Below are 18,669 nucleotides of genomic sequence, written 5' to 3'. Positions count from 1 at the left end.
TGGGCGGCCAGGGGGCGCGGCATGCCAAGGTAGAAATGACTAGGCTATTGTGCCTGCTCTAAAAATTCGAACAGCGAAGTTGGATTTGCCCATGAATAAAGTGCTGATCGTCGATGATCATCCCGTCATTCGTCTTGCTGTACGTTTACTGATGGAGCGTCATGGTTATGAAGTTATTGCCGAAACGGATAACGGCGTCGATGCGTTACAACTTGCCCGGGAGCAAGCCCCTGATATTGTCATCCTGGATATTGGTATTCCGAAGTTGGATGGATTGGAGGTCATTGCGCGTCTGACCGCCAACCCTTCACCGTTGAAAGTGCTGGTGCTGACTTCCCAGGCACCCGGGCATTTTTCGATGCGATGCATGCAGACGGGGGCGGCCGGATATGTATGCAAGCAACAGGATCTCACGGAATTGTTGAGTGCGATAAAGGCGGTACTCTCCGGCTACAGCTATTTTCCCAACCAGGCGTTGCACACGGTGCGTTCGAGTCTGGGTAATGCCAGCGAGTCCGATATGGTGGATCGCTTGTCTGGACGAGAAATGATGGTGCTGCAACAACTGGCTCGCGGAAAAACCAACAAGGAAATTGCAGACGGGATGTTCTTGAGCAACAAGACCGTCAGTACCTACAAGACCCGCTTGTTGTTGAAGCTCAATGCCCGTTCGCTGGTCGACCTGATCGAGCTGGCACAGCGTAACGGGTTGGTGTGAGGTTTCGGTCACGCGTACTCAGTAAAAAGCCTCCACCAGGGAGGCTTTTACGTGTCAGAGGTCAAAGTCGTACTCGGCCAGCTGCTTCTGCAGGCGACGGTCTTCCAGCAGGTTGTCGATGGTGCGACGCTTGCTCAGGTTGGTCTTGGGCACTTCCACCACCGGTTCGGCGTCTTCAGTTTCAACGGCGATGAAATCGTCTTCTACATCCAGTTGTTCTTTGCCAGTACTCATGGGTTCGACTCCAGGCTAAGACTGCCTTTGGGGCACCTTATATCGATAAACCACGAGCGGGTAAAAAAGATTTTTTCAATCGATGAATCCATAAAGGCAATAACGGCTCAATCGTCAGAGGTCTTGTCCTTGTATTCGCACAGGTCTTCGATCCGACAACTGCCGCAGCGGGGCTTGCGTGCCAGGCAGACGTAGCGCCCATGCAGGATCAGCCAGTGATGGGAGTCGAGAAGGTACTCCTTGGGCACGAACTTCATCAGCTTCTTCTCCACTTCCACCACGTTCTTGCCCGGCGCCAGGCCGGTGCGGTTGCTGACCCGGAAAATGTGGGTGTCCACGGCCATGGTCAACTGGCGGAATGCAGTATTGAGGACCACGTTGGCGGTCTTGCGGCCTACGCCGGGAAGGGCTTCCAGCGCCTCGCGGGTCTGGGGAACGACACTGCCATGACGCTCGATCAGCAGGCGGCAGGTTTCGATCACGTTCTTTGCTTTGCTGTTGAACAGGCCGATGGTCTTGATGTACTCCGATAGCCCCTCGACACCCAGGGCATGGATTGCCTCTGGGGTGTTGGCCACCGGAAACAGCTTGGCCGTGGCCTTGTTGACGCCGACATCGGTGGACTGTGCCGAGAGGATCACTGCGATCAACAACTCGAACGGCGAGGAGTAGGCCAGTTCGGTTTTCGGCTCGGGATTGTCTTCGTGAAAGCGACGAAATATTTCCAGGCGTTTTGCGGCGTTCATGGGCGCGGCGTTTCCTCGCGGGGTGATTGGGTTTGGGCAAGCATCCAAGCCTGGTAGGCCGCCAGCAACAGGCCGAGCAGCAGGAATCCTCCGGGGGCAATCAAGGCCAATGGCGTGCCCTTGCCGATCAGTTCGCGCAGCGCGCCCATGCCGAGCATCAACAGGCCAAACAGTCCCGTCAGCGTGAGATAGCCGGGCAGGCGCGGCTCGATGAATGAGCGGTCGTGTTCCTGCGCCACGCAGCTCAAGGCTATCCAGCCGATGTAAAGGTTCACCGGCCGGTACCATTCCAGCCACCAGCCCTGCACGACCAGGCTGGCGCAGGCGGTCAGGGTAGCGGCCAGGATGACAGAGGTCAGCAAGCGCTGATAGGCGCTCAGGCGCGGCCGCACGAGGCCCATTGCCAAGCCGTGGCCGCCGCTGATCAACGTCCATGCCGCCCACAGGCCCAGCGCATTGATCAATGAGTTGCTGGCGCCGACCAAAGGCACGAGCAGCAGGCCGCGGGTCAGTGATTGTTTATTCATGGGCAACGCCTCCGGTCAACGGTGCCTTGTGTTCGTCGAAATAGCGCAGCGCATCGTGTACGGCCTGGAGCACCGCCCGGGAGGTCACCGTTGCGCCGGCCAGTTGATCGAATTGCCCCTGGTCCTTTTTCAACGCCCAACCGCTGTCGTTGGGAGCCCCGCGGGATTTACCGGTGAAACTCTGCAGCCAGGCGTTCGGCCAACTGGCAATGGCCGCCCCCAATCCCGGTGTTTCGGCTTGGCGCAGGGTTTTCACACCCAGCAGATGGCCCGACGGGTCGATGGCGATCAGCAGTTCGATGCTGCCTTCGTAGCCCAACGCCTGGCTGCGTAACAGCACAGCGGCGGGTTGGCCGGCATGGGTCGCGAGGTAACCGCCCAGCAGCGTGCTATGGGCCAGGGGGACCGGCTCCGTCAACACCGGTTGTGCCAATGGCTGGTTGTCGTACAGGTTGGTGGGCAAGACCTCGAGCAGGGCTCTGTTCGCGAGGGTCTGTTGCTGGACCTCGATGCGCTCGGCAGTGCCGATTTGCATGAGGTAAGTGGCGCCGAGACCGAGAACGGTCAACAGCGCCAGGAGGGCAAGACCGCCGGGATTATTTCTCATGGTGCTGGCCGTCCCTGCCGTGCCTCGACGAAACGCTCCAGCGCCGGCACCCCGAGGTTCATCAGCAGCACCGCAAAGGCCACGCCGTCCGGATAGCCACCCCAGATGCGGATCAGATAGACCAGCAGTCCCACGCCTGCGCCGAACAGCAGGCGAGCGAGCGGCGCCTTGGGCCCCGAGACCGGTTCGGTCACGATGAAAAACGCTCCCAGCAGGGTTGCCCCTGTCAGCAGATGAAACAGTGGAGAGCCATGGGAGTCCGAGCCCGAGCCGTTCCAGCACAACAGACTGATGGTGAACAGGCCGGCCAGCATGCCTACTGGCGCATGCCAACTGAACACGCGTTGTTGCAGCAGAAACAGACCGCCCGCCAGGAACGCCAGGTTGATCCATTCGACCCCGCGACCGCCAAAACGTCCGAACGCCGGATGGCTGGCGAACAACTCATCAATGGTCAGGCTTTTGTTAATACGCAGGCTGTCCAACGCTGTCGCGCCGGCCCAGGCATCGGGGCTGGGATGAATGCCAACCACCTGTTGCAGGCCTTCAAGCAAGCCGACGCCATGGGGCATTGGCCATTGACTCATGTGGACGGGGAATGCCACCAGCATCAGGGCGTAACCGAGCATGGCCGGGTTGAACGGGTTGTTGCCGACGCCGCCCCACAGGTGCTTGCCGAACAACAAGGCGCAGGCGGCCGCAGTAACCGTCAGCCACCATGGACAATAGGCCGGCAAGGCCAGGGCCAGCAATGTGGCGCTGACCAGCGCGCTGCCGTCGCTCAGTTCGGCTTTGAGCGGTCGATGCCGCAAGCGCAGCACCAGTGCTTCGACCGCCAATGCGGTGATCCCGGACAGCAACAGGTTGAGGATTATGCCCCAGCCATAGAACCACATCAGTACCAGCACGCCGGGTAGCGTGGCCAACAGCACGCGCATCATCGCTTGCCGCAGCCGCTCCTCCGGGGCCTCAGGAAGTGGCATGAGCGTCCACCTGGCGTTCGGCGTTTTTGACCGCTTGTTCCAACGCCTGTACGTCTGCGTCCGGGGCTGCCGCAGCCCGGGCTTTGCTGAGCTCCGCGCGCCGCATCGCCAGTTGAATCTTCGCCCGCTTCAGTTCGGCATCCTGCGCCGGTGCAGGGGCTGTTGGGGTGGGTAGCGCGGTGTTTTCCAATTGCGCCAAGGCCTGCTCCGCTGCTTCGTACTGGCGTTGCAGCAGGATCAGTTGCGACTGCTGCTCAAACGTCGGCGGATGGCCGAATGCCTTCAAGGATTTATTCAATTGTGCCCGGCTCATGGCCAGGTCGACCTTGGCCTTTTTCAGCGCGGCGTCGGCGCTGGCGGCTTTTTGCGCGCGCACCCGTTCCAGTGCGGCTTGCACCGGATCGCTGGTCTGGGGCTGGGCTTGGGATTTGGCGGCATGCTGGGTTCGGGCCAGGCGCTCCGCCTGACGCTGCTCTTCCTCGCGAAGTAAACGCGCAGTGCGTTGTTCGAAGCGTCGCCGGGCATGGTTGCGCTTGGCGGTACGGGCCTGGTGTTCCTCGGGACTGAAGGCCAGGCCTCCGACAACCGGCACCACGGTTGTCGGAGGCAGGGGCCGCATTTCAATGCAGTCGACCGGGCAGGGGGCCACGCAGAGATCGCAGCCCGTGCATTCGTCGATGAGAACGGTGTGCATCAGCTTTGCCGCGCCGACAATCGCGTCCACCGGGCAGGCCTGGATGCACTTGGTGCAGCCGATGCATTCGGCCTCACGGATGAAGGCTATTTGTGCCGGGGCCGAGCCGCGGCTGGTATCGAGTTCCAGTACCGGTATTTTCAGCAGGTCGGCCAGGGCGGCGATGGTTTCGCTTGCACCGGGTGGGCATTTGTTGATCGGTTCGCCCTCGGCGATGCCTTCGGCGTAGGGCTTGCACCCCGGGTGACCGCACTTGCCGCATTGGGTTTGCGGTAGCAGGGCATCGATACGTTGAATCAGGTTCATGTCTTGACCAGCCCGCGTAATCCAAGGAACGCCACCGCCATCAAACCGGCGGCAATCAACTGAACAGGCAGGCCTCGAAAGGGTAGGGGAATATCATTATCGAGGGTGCGCTGGCGCAAATCGTCGAACAGGCTCAACACCAGCCAGAAGCCCAGTCCGGCACCCAGGCTCAAGGCAATGGCGTGGGCCAGCCCCTGATCGTCCAGGCTATTGAGCAGCGTGACACCCAGTATGCCGGCGTTGCCAAGCAACAGTGGCCACAATCCCTTGAACGGCAGTGTCGGCAGCCAACGTGCCAGCAGGCGCAGTAACGGCCTGATCAGCAGGACGCTCAGGGGCAGCCAGGCGAACAGGCGCAGCGACGTCAGGCCTGCCGGCATCAGCAGCCAGTGGTCGATCAGGTAACCCAGGGTGCCGACCATCGGCATCAGGCATGTCGAGGCCAGGCCCAGGGCATGGACCTGCCGTCTTCCGCCAGCCTTCAGCAGCGGATCGACGCCCAGCGGCCAATGCAACACCAGGTTGTTGATCAGGGCGGTGCCGAGCAATGTGAGAAGGAGGTCGGACATGAGCTATTGGGCGACAAAGAACCTGTTACAAGATTAGGCATTATCCGGCAGGCCAGATATGAAAATCCCACAGCCGCTTGCAAAGCGTCTGTGGGATCGGTGCAACGTACAGCCGCTTTACTTGATCCGCTGACCCGGCTTGGCGCCGCTGTCGGGGCTCAGCAGGTAGATTTCCTCGCCGCCTGGGCCCGCCGCCATCACCATACCTTCAGAGATGCCGAAGCGCATTTTGCGCGGCTTGAGGTTGGCGATCATCATCGTCAACCGGCCTTCGAGCTTGGCCGGGTCCGGGTAGGCACTCTTGATACCGGAGAACACGTTGCGTTGCTCATCGCCGATGTCCAGGGTCAGGCGCAGCAGCTTGTCGGCCCCTTCGACGGCTTCGGCCTTGACGATCAGCGCCACGCGCAGGTCAACGGCAGCGAAAGCGTCGAAGTCGATTTCCGGCGACAACGGATCCTTGGTCAACTCGCCGTTGCCGGTCGGGCCGCCGGTGTCGGTCTGGCTGGCGGCCAAGTCTTCCTTGGAGGCGTCGATCATGGCTTGGACCTTGGTGGCATCGATACGGGTCATCAATGGCTTGAACGCGTTCAACTGATGGTTGCTCAGCAGTGTCTGGTGGTCGTTCCAGGTCAGCGGCGCGACGTTCAGGAACGCTTCGGCATCAGCGGCCAGCAACGGCAGCACTGGCTTGAGGAAGATCACCAACTGGCGGAACAGGTTGATGCCCAAGGCGCAGATGGCCTGGACTTCGTCCTGCTTGCCTTCCTGCTTGGCCAGCGACCACGGGGCCTTGTCGGCGATCCAGGCATTGGCGCGGTCGGCCAGGGCCATGATTTCGCGCATGGCACGGGCAAAGTCGCGGCTCTCGTAGGCATCGGCGATGCTGGGTGCCGCCGCCAGGAAAGCGTCGGTCAGTTCCGGCGCGGCGTTACCGGCGACCAGGACCCCGGCGTTGCCCTTATGAATGAACCCGGCGCAACGGCTGGCAATGTTGACGACCTTGCCCACCAGGTCGGAGTTGACCTTCTGCACGAAGTCTTCGAGGTTCAGGTCGAGGTCGTCGACGCCGCGGCCGAGCTTGGCCGCGTAGTAGTAGCGCAGGTATTCCGGCGACAGGTGGTCCAGGTAGGTCCGGGCCTTGATGAAGGTGCCGCGGGACTTGGACATCTTCTGGCCATTGACGGTCAGGTAGCCGTGGACGTTGATGCCGGTCGGCTTGCGGAAACCGGCGCCTTCGAGCATGGCGGGCCAGAACAGCGCGTGGAAGTTGACGATGTCCTTGCCGATGAAGTGATACACCTCGGCAGTGGAATCCTTGCCCCAGAACGCGTCGAAGTCCAGCCCAGGCGTGCGATCGCAAAGGTTCTTGAAGCTCGCCATGTAGCCGATGGGCGCATCCAGCCACACGTAGAAATACTTGCCGGGCTCGCCGGGGATTTCGAAGCCGAAGTACGGCGCATCGCGGGAAATGTCCCACTCCTGCAGGCCCGAGTCGAGCCATTCGGCGAGTTTGTTGGCCACCGCGTCGTGCAACGTGCCGCTGCGGGTCCAGGTTTGCAGCATCTCTTGGAAATCCGGCAGCTTGAAGAAGAAATGCTGGGAGTCCCTGAGCACCGGGGTGGCGCCGGAAATCGCCGATTTCGGGTCTTTCAGGTCGGTTGGTGCGTAGGTGGCGCCGCATTTTTCGCAGTTGTCGCCGTATTGGTCTTCGGTTCCGCATTTCGGGCAGGTGCCCTTGATGAAGCGGTCGGCCAGGAACATGTTCTTTTCCGGGTCGAAATACTGGGTGACCGAACGAGTGGCGATGTGCCCGGCGTCACGCAGCTTCAGGTAGATCTGGCTCGACAGCTCACGGTTTTCTTCGGCGTGAGTGGAGTGGAAGTTGTCGAAGTCCACCAGGAACTCGGCAAAGTCGGCGCTGTGCTCGGCCTGGACGTTGGCGATCAGTTGTTCCGGGGTGATGCCTTCCTTTTCCGCGCGCAGCATGATGGCCGAACCGTGGGCGTCGTCGGCGCAGACATAGATGCACTGGTTGCCGCGATGTTTCTGGAAGCGCGTCCACATATCGGTCTGGATGTATTCCAGCATATGGCCGAGGTGAATCGAACCATTGGCATAGGGCAGGGCGCTGGTGACGAGAATCTTGCGTGGCTCGGACATGGGGCTCGGCTACTTGATGAAACGGAGGTCGGCCACTATAAAGCGCCGGCGGCTTTTTTTCACCCTTCGGGCCTGTTTCGGGAGGGTTAAAGTGTGAACTGTGGCGAGGGGATTTATCCCTGCTGGGCTGCGAAGCAGCCCGGAAATCAGCCGACTCGGTGTGCCAGACTGATCCGGTTGGGTGGACTGGGGGGCTGCTTCGCACCCCAGCGGGGATAAATCCCCTCGCCACAAAAGTATTCACATGCTGGTAATCGGGTCTAGGATAGCGACCTGTTTTTCTAGCCCTGTTATCGGAGTTGCCCATGAGCGCCGTCAATCGCGCAACGGTGGAAGCCGTCCTTCGCCAATACACCGACCCCTACCTGAACCAGGACCCGGTCAGCGCCGGATGCGTGCGCGCTATCGATATCCAGGGTGAGCGTGTCAGTGTCCAGTTGGAAATCGGCTATGCCGCCGATCTGTTCAAGAGCGGTTGGGCGCAGATGCTGCAGATGGCCATCGAGGCCCTGGACGGTGTGACCAGCGCCAAAGTCGATGTCACCAGCGTGATCGCCCCGCACAAGGCCCAGGCACAGGTGCCGGGATTGGCGAACGTCAAGAACGTGATCGCCGTGGCTTCGGGCAAGGGTGGTGTGGGCAAGTCCACCACCGCCGCCAACCTGGCCCTGGCCCTGGCCCGTGAAGGGGCGAAGGTCGGGATGCTCGACGCGGACATCTACGGCCCGAGCCAGGGCATCATGTTCGGCATCGCCGAGGGCACCCGGCCGCAGGTCAAAGACCAGAAGTGGTTCGTGCCGATCCAGTCCCATGGCGTGGAGGTCATGTCCATGGCCTTCCTGACCGACGACAACACGCCGATGGTCTGGCGCGGGCCGATGGTGTCCGGTGCCTTGCTGCAACTGGTGACACAGACCGCCTGGGGCGACCTGGATTACCTGGTGATCGACATGCCGCCCGGCACTGGCGATATCCAGTTGACCCTCGCGCAGAAGGTCCCGGTGGCCGGTGCGGTGATCGTCACCACGCCCCAGGACCTGGCCTTGCTGGACGCCCGCAAGGGTGTGGAGATGTTCCGCAAGGTGAACATCCCGGTGCTGGGCGTGGTGGAAAACATGGCGGTGCACATCTGTTCGAACTGCGGGCACGCTGAACATCTGTTCGGCGAAGGCGGCGGGGAAAAACTGGCCACCCAGTACGGCGTCGAATTGCTGGCTTCGCTGCCGCTGTCGATGCTGATCCGCGAACAGGCGGACAACGGCAAGCCGACGGTGATCGCCGAGCCGGACAGCCAGATCGCCATGGTCTATCAGGAACTGGCCCGTCATGTGGGCGCGCGGATCGTGTTGCAGGAAGCGGCTGCACCGGCGATGCCGAACATTACTGTCAGCGACGATTGATCGCACGCTGGCCCTTGTGGGAGCGGGCTTGCTCGCGAATGCGGTAGGTCAGTCAATTTATCCATTGAATGGCACGCTGCATTCGCGAGCAAGCCCGCTCCCACATTTGGTTTGCGGTGTTCTTACATCCGCAACCCGCCATCCATCTCCAGGATCCGTCCGGTGTAATAGTCGTTCTCGAAGATATAGGCCGCTGAATGAGCGATTTCTTCGGGCCGACCCATGCGCCTGAGTGGAATCGCCGAGGTCATTCTTTCCAGGGCCTCGGGTTTCATGCTTTGGGTCATTTCGGTTTCGATGAAGCCCGGTGCGATGCCCGCGACACGAATGCCGTAGCGCGCGAGCTCCTTGGCCCAGGTCACGGTGGCGGCTGCCACGCCGGCCTTGGCGGCCGAGTAGTTGGTCTGGCCGATGTTGCCGGCCCGGGAGATCGACGAGATATTGATGATGGCGCCGCTGTTCTCCAGTTCGACCATTTTCGCCGCCACTTCACGGGTGCACAGGAACACGCCGGTGAGGTTGACGTCGATCACGGCCTGCCACTGGGCCAGGCTCATCCTGGTCATCTCGCCGTCCTTGACCTTGAGCAGCAGGCCGTCACGCAGGATCCCGGCGTTGTTGATCAACCCGTGGATCGCCCCGAAATCCTGGGCGACCCGGGCGACCATGTCGCTCACCTGCTCTTCATTGGCCACGTTGCACAGGTAGGCCCGGGCTTCGACGCCCTTGGCCACGCAGGCGGCAACAGCCTGGTCGAGTTTCTCCTGATTGAGGTCCACCAGGGCGAGCTTCGCGCCTTTGCCGGCAAAATACTCGGCCATGGAGCGGCCCAGACCCTGGCAACCGCCGGTGATAATGATTACTTTGTCAGTGAGTTGCATTCGTATGTCCAGGTGTCTGAGCGTTTTTAGACGAATTTCATTCAAGGAGTCATAAATTGAGCGTTGACGCTGCCAAGCATGCACGAGAATTACTGCTCAAGGAATACCGTGGAATGCTCTCCACCCATTCCAAATCCATGCCTGGCTTTCCGTTCGGCTCCGTGGTGCCGTATTGCCTGGACGAGCAAGGGCGGCCGTTGATCCTGATCAGCCGCATCGCCCAGCACACCCACAACCTGCAGAAAGACCCGAAGTGCTCCATGCTGGTGGGCGAGCGGGGCGCCGAAGACGTACAGGCCGTGGGGCGTCTGACCTACCTGGCCGAGGCGCGGAAACTTGAAGACAGCGCCGCCATCGATGCTGCCGCCGAGCGTTATTACCGCTACTTTCCTGAATCGCAGAACTACCACAAGGCCCACGATTTCGATTTCTGGGTGCTCGATCCTGTGCGCCATCGCTACATCGGCGGTTTTGGCGCCATCCACTGGATCGACCGGATCACCTTGGCCAACCCCTTTGCCGGCAAAGCCGAGGCGAGCATGATCGAACACATGAATGCCGATCATGCCAAGGCCATCGCCCATTACGTCGATCTGGCCGATCTGCCCAAGACCGAAGCGGCGCAACTGGTGGGCATCGACAGTGAAGGCATGCACCTGCGTATCGGTCAGGGGCTTCATTGGCTGGCATTTCCTGCGTCCTGCAACACGCCGACACAAGTGCGCGAAGCCTTGGTTTATCTGGCTCACGCCGAACAATGGCCGAAAAATGCAGAGGCCGACGCTTGAATTCACGAAAGGGCGACGTCATTTAGGTTTTCATAGCTAGTGGCCTGTGTGGCTAACCGTACAGGCCACCAGGCATTCTTGCGTTGAGGAAACCATTTGATGCGCCCTTTTTTATTGCTCTTTCTGCTGTTCCCGGTGTTGGAGCTGTTCGTATTCGTGAAGGTCAGCGGTGCGATCGGGTTTTTCCCGGCCCTGCTGCTGGTCATTCTCGGCTCGATGCTCGGCGTGTTCGTGCTGCGCATCGCCGGTCTCGCCACGGCCTTGCGTGCCCGTGAAAGCCTGAGCCGCGGCGAGCTGCCTGCCCAGACCATGCTCGAAGGCCTGATGCTGGCCCTGGGCGGCGGTCTGCTGATTCTGCCTGGCTTTATCAGCGACGTATTGGGCCTGCTCATGTTGCTGCCTTTCACCCGTCGGTTGCTGGCCAACAAGATGCGCCAGCGAGCCGAGGAACAGGCGATGCGCCAGCGGGCGTTTGCCGACGACCTTCAACCACGTGGTGGCCCGGCGCCGCGAGAGCCGTTGGGCCGCGAACCCAATGTGATCGAAGGCGAATTCGAACACCGCGATTCCAAGTAAAACCCACCACACGGCACCTTCGGGTGCCGTGTGCGTTTTCGGCTCGATGAAGAAATTTTTTTCGATCCGGCCCTTGTAATCCCCTTGTACGCCCTTATGTATCGGTCACCGCAAGGTTTCCGGTGGCAACACCGGACAGACTTCCGCGGTTCGACTGACGAACCGCACCCGGCTCTGCCGGCTTTTGTTAAACCCGCCGGGACTACACCGGCCGATGAAAACCAAAATTAGGAGAGATCGACAATGAAGCTTCGTCCTCTGCATGACCGCGTCGTCATCCGTCGCAGCGAAGAAGAGAAGAAATCCGCTGGCGGCATTGTCTTGGCAGGTTCGGCTGCCGAGAAAGCCAACCACGGTGAAGTTCTCGCTGTAGGTACCGGCCGTGTGCTGGACAACGGTGAAGTGCGTGCGCTGGCCGTGAAAGTGGGTGACAAGGTCGTGTTCGGCCCTTACTCGGGCAGCAACACAGTAAAAGTCGACGGCGAAGAACTGCTGGTCATGGGCGAGAGCGAAATCCTCGCTGTCATCGAAGGCTGATTTCCCCGCTCATTTTCCCGCTACTACACAGTATTTAAGGAATATCGATCATGGCTGCTAAAGAAGTTAAATTCGGCGATTCCGCCCGCAAGAAAATGCTCGCCGGTGTCAACGTCCTGGCTGACGCAGTAAAAGCGACCCTGGGCCCGAAAGGCCGTAACGTGATCATCGAGAAGAGCTTCGGCGCTCCGACCATCACCAAGGACGGCGTTTCCGTAGCCAAGGAAATCGAGCTCAAGGATCGTTTCGAAAACATGGGCGCGCAGCTGGTCAAGGACGTTGCCTCCCGTGCCAACGACGACGCCGGTGACGGCACCACCACCGCCACCGTCCTGGCTCAATCGATCGTCAACGAAGGCCTGAAAGCCGTCGCTGCCGGCATGAACCCGATGGACCTCAAGCGCGGTATCGACAAGGCGACCATCGCCATCGTCAAAGAACTGAAGGCCCTGTCCAAGCCGTGCGCCGACTCCAAGGCCATCGCCCAGGTAGGTACCATCTCGGCCAACTCCGACAATTCCATCGGCGACATCATTGCCGAAGCCATGGAAAAAGTCGGTAAAGAAGGCGTGATCACCGTTGAAGAAGGCTCGGGCCTGGAAAACGAACTGTCCGTCGTTGAAGGCATGCAGTTCGACCGTGGCTACCTGTCGCCATACTTCGTCAACAAGCCGGACACCATGGTTGCCGAGCTCGACGGCCCGCTGATCCTGCTGGTCGACAAGAAGATCTCCAACATCCGTGAAATGCTGCCAGTGCTGGAAGCCGTTGCCAAAGCCGGCCGCCCACTGCTGATCGTGGCCGAAGACGTTGAAGGCGAAGCCCTGGCGACCCTGGTGGTGAACAACATGCGTGGCATCGTCAAGGTTGCCGCCGTCAAGGCACCAGGCTTCGGCGACCGTCGCAAGGCCATGCTGCAGGACATCGCCGTCCTGACCGGCGGTACCGTGATCTCCGAAGAAATCGGCCTGAGCCTGGAAAGCACCACCCTGGAGCACCTGGGTAACGCCAAGCGCGTGATCCTGACCAAGGAAAACACCACCGTGATCGACGGTGCCGGCGTTGAGACTGACATCCAGTCCCGCGTTGCCCAGATCCGCGCACAAGTGGCCGACACTACCTCGGACTACGACCGTGAAAAACTGCAAGAGCGCCTGGCCAAGCTGTCCGGCGGCGTTGCTGTCATCAAGGTTGGTGCCGGTTCCGAAGTTGAAATGAAAGAGAAGAAGGCCCGCGTTGAAGACGCCCTGCACGCTACCCGTGCAGCCGTCGAAGAAGGCGTGGTACCTGGCGGTGGCGTGGCACTGGTTCGTGCCCTGCAGGCCATCAGCGAACTGAAAGGCGACAACGCCGATCAGAACGTCGGTATCACCTTGCTGCGTCGCGCTGTCGAAGCTCCGCTGCGCCAGATCGTTGCCAACTCCGGCGACGAGCCAAGCGTTGTGGTCGACAAGGTCAAGCAGGGTTCGGGTAACTACGGTTACAACGCTGCTACCGGCGAATACGGCGACATGATCGAAATGGGTATCCTGGACCCGGCCAAAGTGACTCGTTCGGCTCTGCAGGCGGCGGCTTCCGTTGCCAGCCTGATGATCACCACCGAGGCAATGATCGCTGAAATCAAGGAAGACGCTCCAGCGGCTGGCGGCATGCCAGACATGGGCGGCATGGGTGGCATGGGCGGCATGATGTAAGCCAGCTTTACCCCTGTACTGAAAAACCCCGCCTGCGAAAGCAGGCGGGGTTTTTTATTGACGCGGTCTTTGGGAACTGAGCTTCTCGCGATAGCGGTGGGGCAGCAGCAGTGATGTTGAAATGTGCCGCCTTCGCGAGCAGGCTCGCTCCCACAGGGTTAGGCGGTGTTTTCGGAGGTTGTTGGCCTTCACTGTCCAGGGAGGGAGCGAGCCTGCTCGCGATTACGGTGGATCAACTCGCAATGATGCTGGGCATGCCGCTGTTATTGCAGGTTCGACTCCCATAGGCTCCAGTCGGAGGTTGCTCAAGCATTGACCGGTTGTGTCTCGACCAAGGGTTCTGCTCTCGTGGCCGGCCGATACAGGACGAAGTAATAACATCCCAGGCAGATCAGCCAGCAGAACACCGCCGTCCACACGTTGTGCGAGAAGAAGTGTGCCCCTTGCATCATCCGGCCTATGGAGAACACCGTTCCCAGGGTGAACGCAAATACGAAAGCCCGTCGGGCCAGGCGCGGCTTGCGGTCGCGCAATACGAAGAACAGGGCGAACAGGGTAAATCCGGTGGCGGCATGCCCCCCCGGCCAGCATCTGCCCGGTTTGTTGGTATCAGGACGCGGGCTCAGCAGTTCACTGTAGGTTTCCTTGCCGCCGAACTCCTTCAGGCTCCAGGGGCATTGCACCGCCGTCACCGCTTTCATCGGCGTGACGAAGGATGTCGCCAGCGCCAGGGAGAGCACAAGGCAGCCCAATTCACGTTTGAAGGGTTTGAGTCGGGTGACGAAAAAAGCGCTGATGAAGCCGATGATGGAAAACACCGAAAAGGCGATGACCACTTGCTTCGCGCGGTCATGGAGGATGTCTTCCAGGAAAAAACTGTGTCGTCCGATGAAGTCGCCAACGGTGGGGTCGTAGAACAGCTGGGCCAGGTTCATGTCCAGGTCGGTCCATTCCAGCAAAATCAGAATGATCGCCGTAACGGCGGGAATGCCCAGGCACAGCCAGAAGTTCAGCGGGCGGGGGGAAGAGCGTAGAACGCTTGACGGCATAACAGATCCTGCACAAAGAAAGCGCCCCGGGCCATCCTCCCGGGGCAGTTCGGTTAACGTTCGCTGACTTGCTCGGCACCCTCCATGGGCGCTCTCCAGCCAAGCAGCTGTTGCTTGAAGCCATAACTGGCGGTTTGGTAATACGCAATGGCGCGGCTGATCAAGGGATCGTCACTGGTTGCCCGGGACTCACGGCTTTCGGTCAGTGCGTCATCATGCCGGCGCAGGCCCTGGCGCGGGCTGAGTATCGCCAGATCCTTGCCATCGAACATGCCCAGATGCTGGTAATTGCCGACGACGACGCGGGGCGGTAACGGGTTGTCCTGCAACAGGTTGCGACCGAAGAACGTCGACTCGTAATCCAGATTCAGCAAGCCGAGCAAGGTCGGCGCAAGATCGATCTGACTGGCGAGCTGGTTGGTTTCCCGTGGCTCGATCAGCTTTGGCGCATAGACGAACAAAGGGATCTGATAGTTACTGATCGGCAGGTCCTCCTTGCCGGCGCTACCAGCAGTGTGGTCGGCGACGAAGACGAAGATCGTATTATCGAACCACGGTTTCTGCCGTGCCTGGTCCAGGAACTGACCGATGGCATAGTCGGTGTACTTGACTGCTCCATCCCGGCCGTTGCCGGATTTGATATCGATCCGGTTATCCGGATAGGTGTAAGGGCGATGGTTGGAGGTCGTCATCAGTTGTAACAGGAACGGCCGCTGTTTTGCGTAGTTGGCATCGGCCAGTTTCAATGTCTGCTTGTACAGGTCTTCGTCGGCCATGCCCCAGGCATTCTTGAAGTGGATTTCGGACTCCTCGACACTGCTCTGGTCAACGACACGATAACCGTTGCCGCTGAAAAACGCGTTCATGTTGTCGAAGTAGCCGCGGCCACCGTAGACGAACACGCTGTCGTAGCCGATCGCGCTCAATTGTTGGCCCAGGCTGGCAAAGCCGCTTTCCCGGCCGATACGCTTGACGATCGAACGTCCCGGTGTCGGCGGAATGGCCAGGGTAATGGCTTCCAGGCCGCGATCGGTACGGGTACCGGTGGCGTAGAATCTATTGAAATACAGACTTTGCTTGCGCAAGGCGTCCAGGTTGGGGGTCAGGTCGCGTTTGTCACCATTGCTGCCCAGGTACTTGGCACTGAGGCTTTCGATAGTCACCAGCACAATGTTCGGTTTGCGCAGAGTACCGGGATTGTCTATCCGCCGCCGGATGCCTTGTGGATCTTCATCGATAAAATGTGCATTGGGCTCGTTCAGTTCGGCGCGAATCTGCGGGGCGACGGTAGCCGGGGGCAAGCTGCTGTAGAACTGTCCGTAGTCCAGTTCGTTGTTACGGAACGCAGCGAAGAACTGGTACGGGCCGTTGCTCGCCAGCTCGTTCTGGTAGGCGTTGCCGCCTTGGGTGCGTGGCGCATCCTGACTGAGTAATTGCAAACTCAGGCCGGTGAGGGCCAGCAGGCCCAAGGCAATGGCCAGGCGTCCGCGCAAGGCTGGTAATGGGGCGTCCAGCGCGGCCTGGAGCGGTTTGCGCAAGGCCAGGCTCAAACCCACAGCCACTACGGCAAGAATCGTCAGCAGGATGCCGATCGGGTAGGACTCCAGTACGTTGTTCAATACTTCATCGGAGTAGACCAGGTAATCGACAGCAATGAAGTTGAAGCGCACGCCAAACTCATCCCAGAACAGCCATTCGGCCACCGAGATGAACAGCATGGTGAACAGACTGACCGTCAACAGGCCCTGAAGGAACCAGCGATGGCCGCGACGGCGCCACAAGGCAGCAGGGCAAAGCAACAGGTACAGGCCCATCGGCAGGATTGCATAGGCGAGGAAGCCCAGGTCATATACCAGTCCAACACCGAAGACCGAAAGTGCGTTGCCACCGGATTCATCCAGATGGGCCAGCAGTAAAACGGTTCGTGTCAGGAGAAACACCACCAGCCAGGCGCCGGAGATCAGCAGCAAAAAGCGCACGGGCGCCATTTTCATAAAGTCCATTTACTACATTCCTTATATATCGATCCGATAGCGCGAAAGTGTTACCCCCTCACTGTAGTCAGGTTGTGAACCTGTAGTGAAAAACTCATCAATGATGTGATTGCTTGACGGCGTTGACGCATGTCGTTTCCAGTGCTGGCCCTGAGTCGCCATTGGCCTTAAGCTGCGCGGGCCAAGACGGCCGTTAACCGTATATGCAGAGGTGCCCATGCGAATTCTATTGGTCGAAGACAACCGCGACATCCTGGCCAACCTGGCCGATTACCTGGGGCTCAAGGGGTATACCGTCGATTGCGCCCAGGACGGTCTGTCGGGCTTGCACCTGGCTGCGACCGAGCATTACGACCTGATCGTGCTCGACATCATGTTGCCCGGCATCGACGGCTACACCTTGTGCAAGCGCCTGCGTGAAGATGCCCGGCGCGATACGCCGGTGATCATGCTCACCGCCCGGGATCAACTGGACGACCGCCTGCAAGGCTTCAAGTCCGGGGCCGATGATTACCTGATCAAACCCTTTGCCTTGTCGGAACTGGCGGCGCGGATCGAAGCGGTCATGCGCCGGGCCCAGGGCGGCGGCCGGCGCGCCTTGCAGGTCGGCGACCTGAGTTATGACCTCGATACCCTGGAAGTGACCCGCGAGGGCAAGCTGCTCAAGCTCAACCCGGTCGGCCTGAAGTTGCTGGCGGTACTGATGCAGAAGAGTCCCCACGTGTTGCGTCGGGAAATCCTTGAAGAAGCCTTGTGGGGCGATGACTGCCCGGACAGCGACAGCCTGCGCAGCCATGTCCACCAACTGCGCCAGGTGATCGACAAACCGTTCGACAAGCCTCTGCTGCATACCGTGCACGGTGTCGGTTATCGCCTGGCCGAGGGCCGCGATGGAGTTTAAGCAGAGCCTTGCTCAACGGATCATCATTGCCTTTGCATTGATGAGTGCATTGGTGGCCGGGGCGTTCGCCATGGGCATCGTGGCGACGGTGCACCTGGTGGAAGAGAAGCTGATTTCTGCTGGACTGGGTGGCGACCTGCAACGCCTGTTGCTGATGGACAGCGTCTCGGACTGGAATCATCGTCCGGAACCTGACCAGTTGTTCTATTTCAGCGGCGGCCCGGGTGATTTCGAATTGCCCAAGGATTTGCGTCATTTGGAACCTGGCTTCCACGAGGTGTTTCGCGAACAATTGTCCTATCACGCCATGGTGGAGATCGTTGACGGCCGTCATTATGTGTTGCTGCAGGACCAGAGTGACTTCGAAGAACGCGAGCGGGTACTGTTCGCCGTCGTACTGGTGGGCTTCGTGCTCAGCCTGGCGCTGGCGGTGTTCCTTGGCTGGATCCTGGCTCGCCGGGTGATGGCACCGGTGGTGCGCCTGGCCCGGCAAGTACGGCATCGCGACCAGCTCCTCGGGCTCGCTCCACCGTTGGCGCCTGACTATGCCGCCGATGAAGTGGGTGAGCTGGCGGTGGCGTTCGACGCCACTTTGGGGCGGTTGCGCCAGGCCCTGACGCGCGAGCGGTTGTTTACCAGTGATGTCAGCCATGAGTTGCGCACGCCATTGATGGTCTTGGCGACTTCCTGTGAACTGTTGCTGGAAAACCCGGCATTGGATCAACGGGGTCGCCTGCAGGTCGAGCGCATCAGTCGAGCCAATGAAGAGATGCGCGAATTGGTGCAAACGTTTTTGATGCTTGCCAGGGCTCAGCGCGAGGACAACGGCATGTCGCCTCGCCTGACCCTTGGTCAGGTCGCGGAAAATCTTCTCGGCACATGGCGTGCGGCTATTGAATCCAAAGGCTTGGCGCTCATTTTCGAGCCGGGCCAGCCCCTCGATACTCCCTATAACGCTACATTCCTGACGGCGGTCATGGGTAACCTGCTGCGCAACGCCTTGCACTACACCGACCAGGGCTTCATCCGCCTCACCCTCCATAGCACTGGATTCGTGGTGGAGGACAGTGGAGTGGGCATTCCCGAGGAGAAGCGCGAGGCAATGTTCGAACCGTTCGTGCGCGGCAACGAGAAGCGCGGCGAGGGGCTTGGGCTGGGTTTGTCGCTGGTGCAGCGGATTTGCGAGAACCAGGGCTGGGTGGTGAGTCTCAGTACGATGGAACCCAACGGTTGCCGGTTCGAGGTTGAGTTGAATCCCGAGGGAGTGAGTGCGCCCTGAAAAATCTTGTAATCATTGCCAAG

The 18,669-nt window shown here is 60.1% G+C and carries 19 protein-coding genes; 8 read left to right on the top strand and 11 right to left on the bottom strand.

The window, feature by feature from the left end; genetic code table 11:
• The first annotated feature begins 91 nt into the window (after positions 1 to 91).
• Entirely contained in the window at positions 92 to 718 is a 627-nt protein-coding gene (locus FBX99_RS00515; RefSeq protein ID WP_024779512.1) for a response regulator transcription factor, read from the top strand.
• A gap of 54 nt (positions 719 to 772) precedes the next feature.
• Here the strand turns inward: FBX99_RS00515 and FBX99_RS00510 are convergent, their stop codons facing one another.
• From FBX99_RS00510 to metG, 8 genes are all read right to left on the bottom strand, one after another.
• Entirely contained in the window at positions 773 to 952 is a 180-nt protein-coding gene (locus FBX99_RS00510) for a PA3496 family putative envelope integrity protein (RefSeq protein ID WP_144924783.1), read from the bottom strand.
• Positions 953 to 1,059: 107 nt separating this feature from the next.
• Positions 1,060 to 1,698, bottom strand: a complete 639-nt coding sequence (gene nth, locus FBX99_RS00505; RefSeq protein WP_144924786.1) for an endonuclease III — start codon at positions 1,696 to 1,698, stop codon at positions 1,060 to 1,062.
• Positions 1,695 to 2,225: an Rnf-Nqr domain containing protein gene (locus FBX99_RS00500; protein WP_145130383.1), complete on the bottom strand. Its 531-nt coding sequence runs from the start codon at positions 2,223 to 2,225 to the stop codon at positions 1,695 to 1,697. Before FBX99_RS00500 ends, nth begins: the two co-directional genes overlap by 4 nt.
• Complete coding sequence (locus FBX99_RS00495) at positions 2,218 to 2,832, bottom strand: RnfABCDGE type electron transport complex subunit G (protein ID WP_145130381.1); 615 nt, start codon at positions 2,830 to 2,832, stop codon at positions 2,218 to 2,220. Before FBX99_RS00495 ends, FBX99_RS00500 begins: the two co-directional genes overlap by 8 nt.
• Entirely contained in the window at positions 2,829 to 3,815 is a 987-nt protein-coding gene (locus FBX99_RS00490; protein WP_144924794.1) for an RnfABCDGE type electron transport complex subunit D, read from the bottom strand. The genes FBX99_RS00495 and FBX99_RS00490 overlap by 4 nt, the downstream gene beginning before the upstream one ends.
• Positions 3,802 to 4,815 carry an electron transport complex subunit RsxB gene (gene rsxB, locus FBX99_RS00485; RefSeq protein WP_144924797.1) on the bottom strand — a complete coding sequence of 338 codons (1,014 nt, stop codon included), beginning with the start codon at positions 4,813 to 4,815 and terminating at the stop codon, positions 3,802 to 3,804. The genes FBX99_RS00490 and rsxB overlap by 14 nt, the downstream gene beginning before the upstream one ends.
• Positions 4,812 to 5,384 carry an Rnf-Nqr domain containing protein gene (locus tag FBX99_RS00480; protein ID WP_145130379.1) on the bottom strand — a complete coding sequence of 191 codons (573 nt, stop codon included), beginning with the start codon at positions 5,382 to 5,384 and terminating at the stop codon, positions 4,812 to 4,814. The genes rsxB and FBX99_RS00480 overlap by 4 nt, the downstream gene beginning before the upstream one ends.
• Positions 5,385 to 5,501: 117 nt before the next feature.
• Complete coding sequence (gene metG, locus FBX99_RS00475; RefSeq protein ID WP_144924802.1) at positions 5,502 to 7,547, bottom strand: methionine--tRNA ligase; 2,046 nt, start codon at positions 7,545 to 7,547, stop codon at positions 5,502 to 5,504.
• Positions 7,548 to 7,852: 305 nt separating this feature from the next.
• Here metG and apbC point away from each other — a divergent pair, with 305 nt between their 5' ends.
• Entirely contained in the window at positions 7,853 to 8,947 is a 1,095-nt protein-coding gene (apbC, locus tag FBX99_RS00470) for an iron-sulfur cluster carrier protein ApbC (RefSeq protein WP_144924805.1), read from the top strand.
• Between the two features lie 122 nt (positions 8,948 to 9,069).
• Here the strand turns inward: apbC and FBX99_RS00465 are convergent, their stop codons facing one another.
• The gene (locus tag FBX99_RS00465; protein WP_144924808.1) at positions 9,070 to 9,828 is read right to left on the bottom strand and encodes an SDR family oxidoreductase; all 759 of its coding nucleotides are present in this window, start codon (positions 9,826 to 9,828) and stop codon (positions 9,070 to 9,072) included.
• 56 nt (positions 9,829 to 9,884) lie between these two features.
• Here FBX99_RS00465 and FBX99_RS00460 point away from each other — a divergent pair, with 56 nt between their 5' ends.
• From FBX99_RS00460 to groL, 4 genes are all read left to right on the top strand, one after another.
• Positions 9,885 to 10,616 carry a HugZ family protein gene (locus FBX99_RS00460; protein ID WP_144924812.1) on the top strand — a complete coding sequence of 244 codons (732 nt, stop codon included), beginning with the start codon at positions 9,885 to 9,887 and terminating at the stop codon, positions 10,614 to 10,616.
• A gap of 99 nt (positions 10,617 to 10,715) precedes the next feature.
• Complete coding sequence (locus FBX99_RS00455) at positions 10,716 to 11,192, top strand: FxsA family protein (RefSeq protein WP_144924815.1); 477 nt, start codon at positions 10,716 to 10,718, stop codon at positions 11,190 to 11,192.
• Positions 11,193 to 11,435: 243 nt separating this feature from the next.
• Entirely contained in the window at positions 11,436 to 11,729 is a 294-nt protein-coding gene (locus FBX99_RS00450) for a co-chaperone GroES (RefSeq protein ID WP_047701141.1), read from the top strand.
• Between the two features lie 50 nt (positions 11,730 to 11,779).
• Entirely contained in the window at positions 11,780 to 13,423 is a 1,644-nt protein-coding gene (groL, locus tag FBX99_RS00445) for a chaperonin GroEL (RefSeq protein WP_144924819.1), read from the top strand.
• 305 nt (positions 13,424 to 13,728) lie between these two features.
• On the opposite strand, the gene FBX99_RS00440 is transcribed toward groL, so the two are convergent.
• Together FBX99_RS00440 and FBX99_RS00435 are read right to left on the bottom strand one after the other, a co-directional pair.
• Positions 13,729 to 14,472, bottom strand: a complete 744-nt coding sequence (locus FBX99_RS00440) for a phosphatase PAP2 family protein (RefSeq protein WP_144924822.1) — start codon at positions 14,470 to 14,472, stop codon at positions 13,729 to 13,731.
• Between the two features lie 53 nt (positions 14,473 to 14,525).
• A complete protein-coding gene (locus FBX99_RS00435) occupies positions 14,526 to 16,475 on the bottom strand; it encodes an LTA synthase family protein (RefSeq protein WP_144924825.1) in 1,950 nt (649 codons plus the stop codon).
• 208 nt (positions 16,476 to 16,683) lie between these two features.
• On the opposite strand from FBX99_RS00435, the gene colR reads away from it, so the two are divergent.
• Positions 16,684 to 17,367, top strand: a complete 684-nt coding sequence (gene colR, locus FBX99_RS00430) for a two-component system response regulator ColR (protein ID WP_025215158.1) — start codon at positions 16,684 to 16,686, stop codon at positions 17,365 to 17,367.
• Positions 17,357 to 18,646 carry a HAMP domain-containing sensor histidine kinase gene (locus FBX99_RS00425; RefSeq protein WP_144924828.1) on the top strand — a complete coding sequence of 430 codons (1,290 nt, stop codon included), beginning with the start codon at positions 17,357 to 17,359 and terminating at the stop codon, positions 18,644 to 18,646. The genes colR and FBX99_RS00425 overlap by 11 nt, the downstream gene beginning before the upstream one ends.
• Positions 18,647 to 18,669 lie beyond the last annotated feature (23 nt).

Origin of the sequence: Pseudomonas sp. SJZ074, assembly GCF_007828215.1 — a bacterium.
GTDB lineage: Bacteria > Pseudomonadota > Gammaproteobacteria > Pseudomonadales > Pseudomonadaceae > Aquipseudomonas.
Note: the sequence above shows the minus strand (reverse complement) of the source record. Positions and strands in the feature narration are given on the sequence as shown.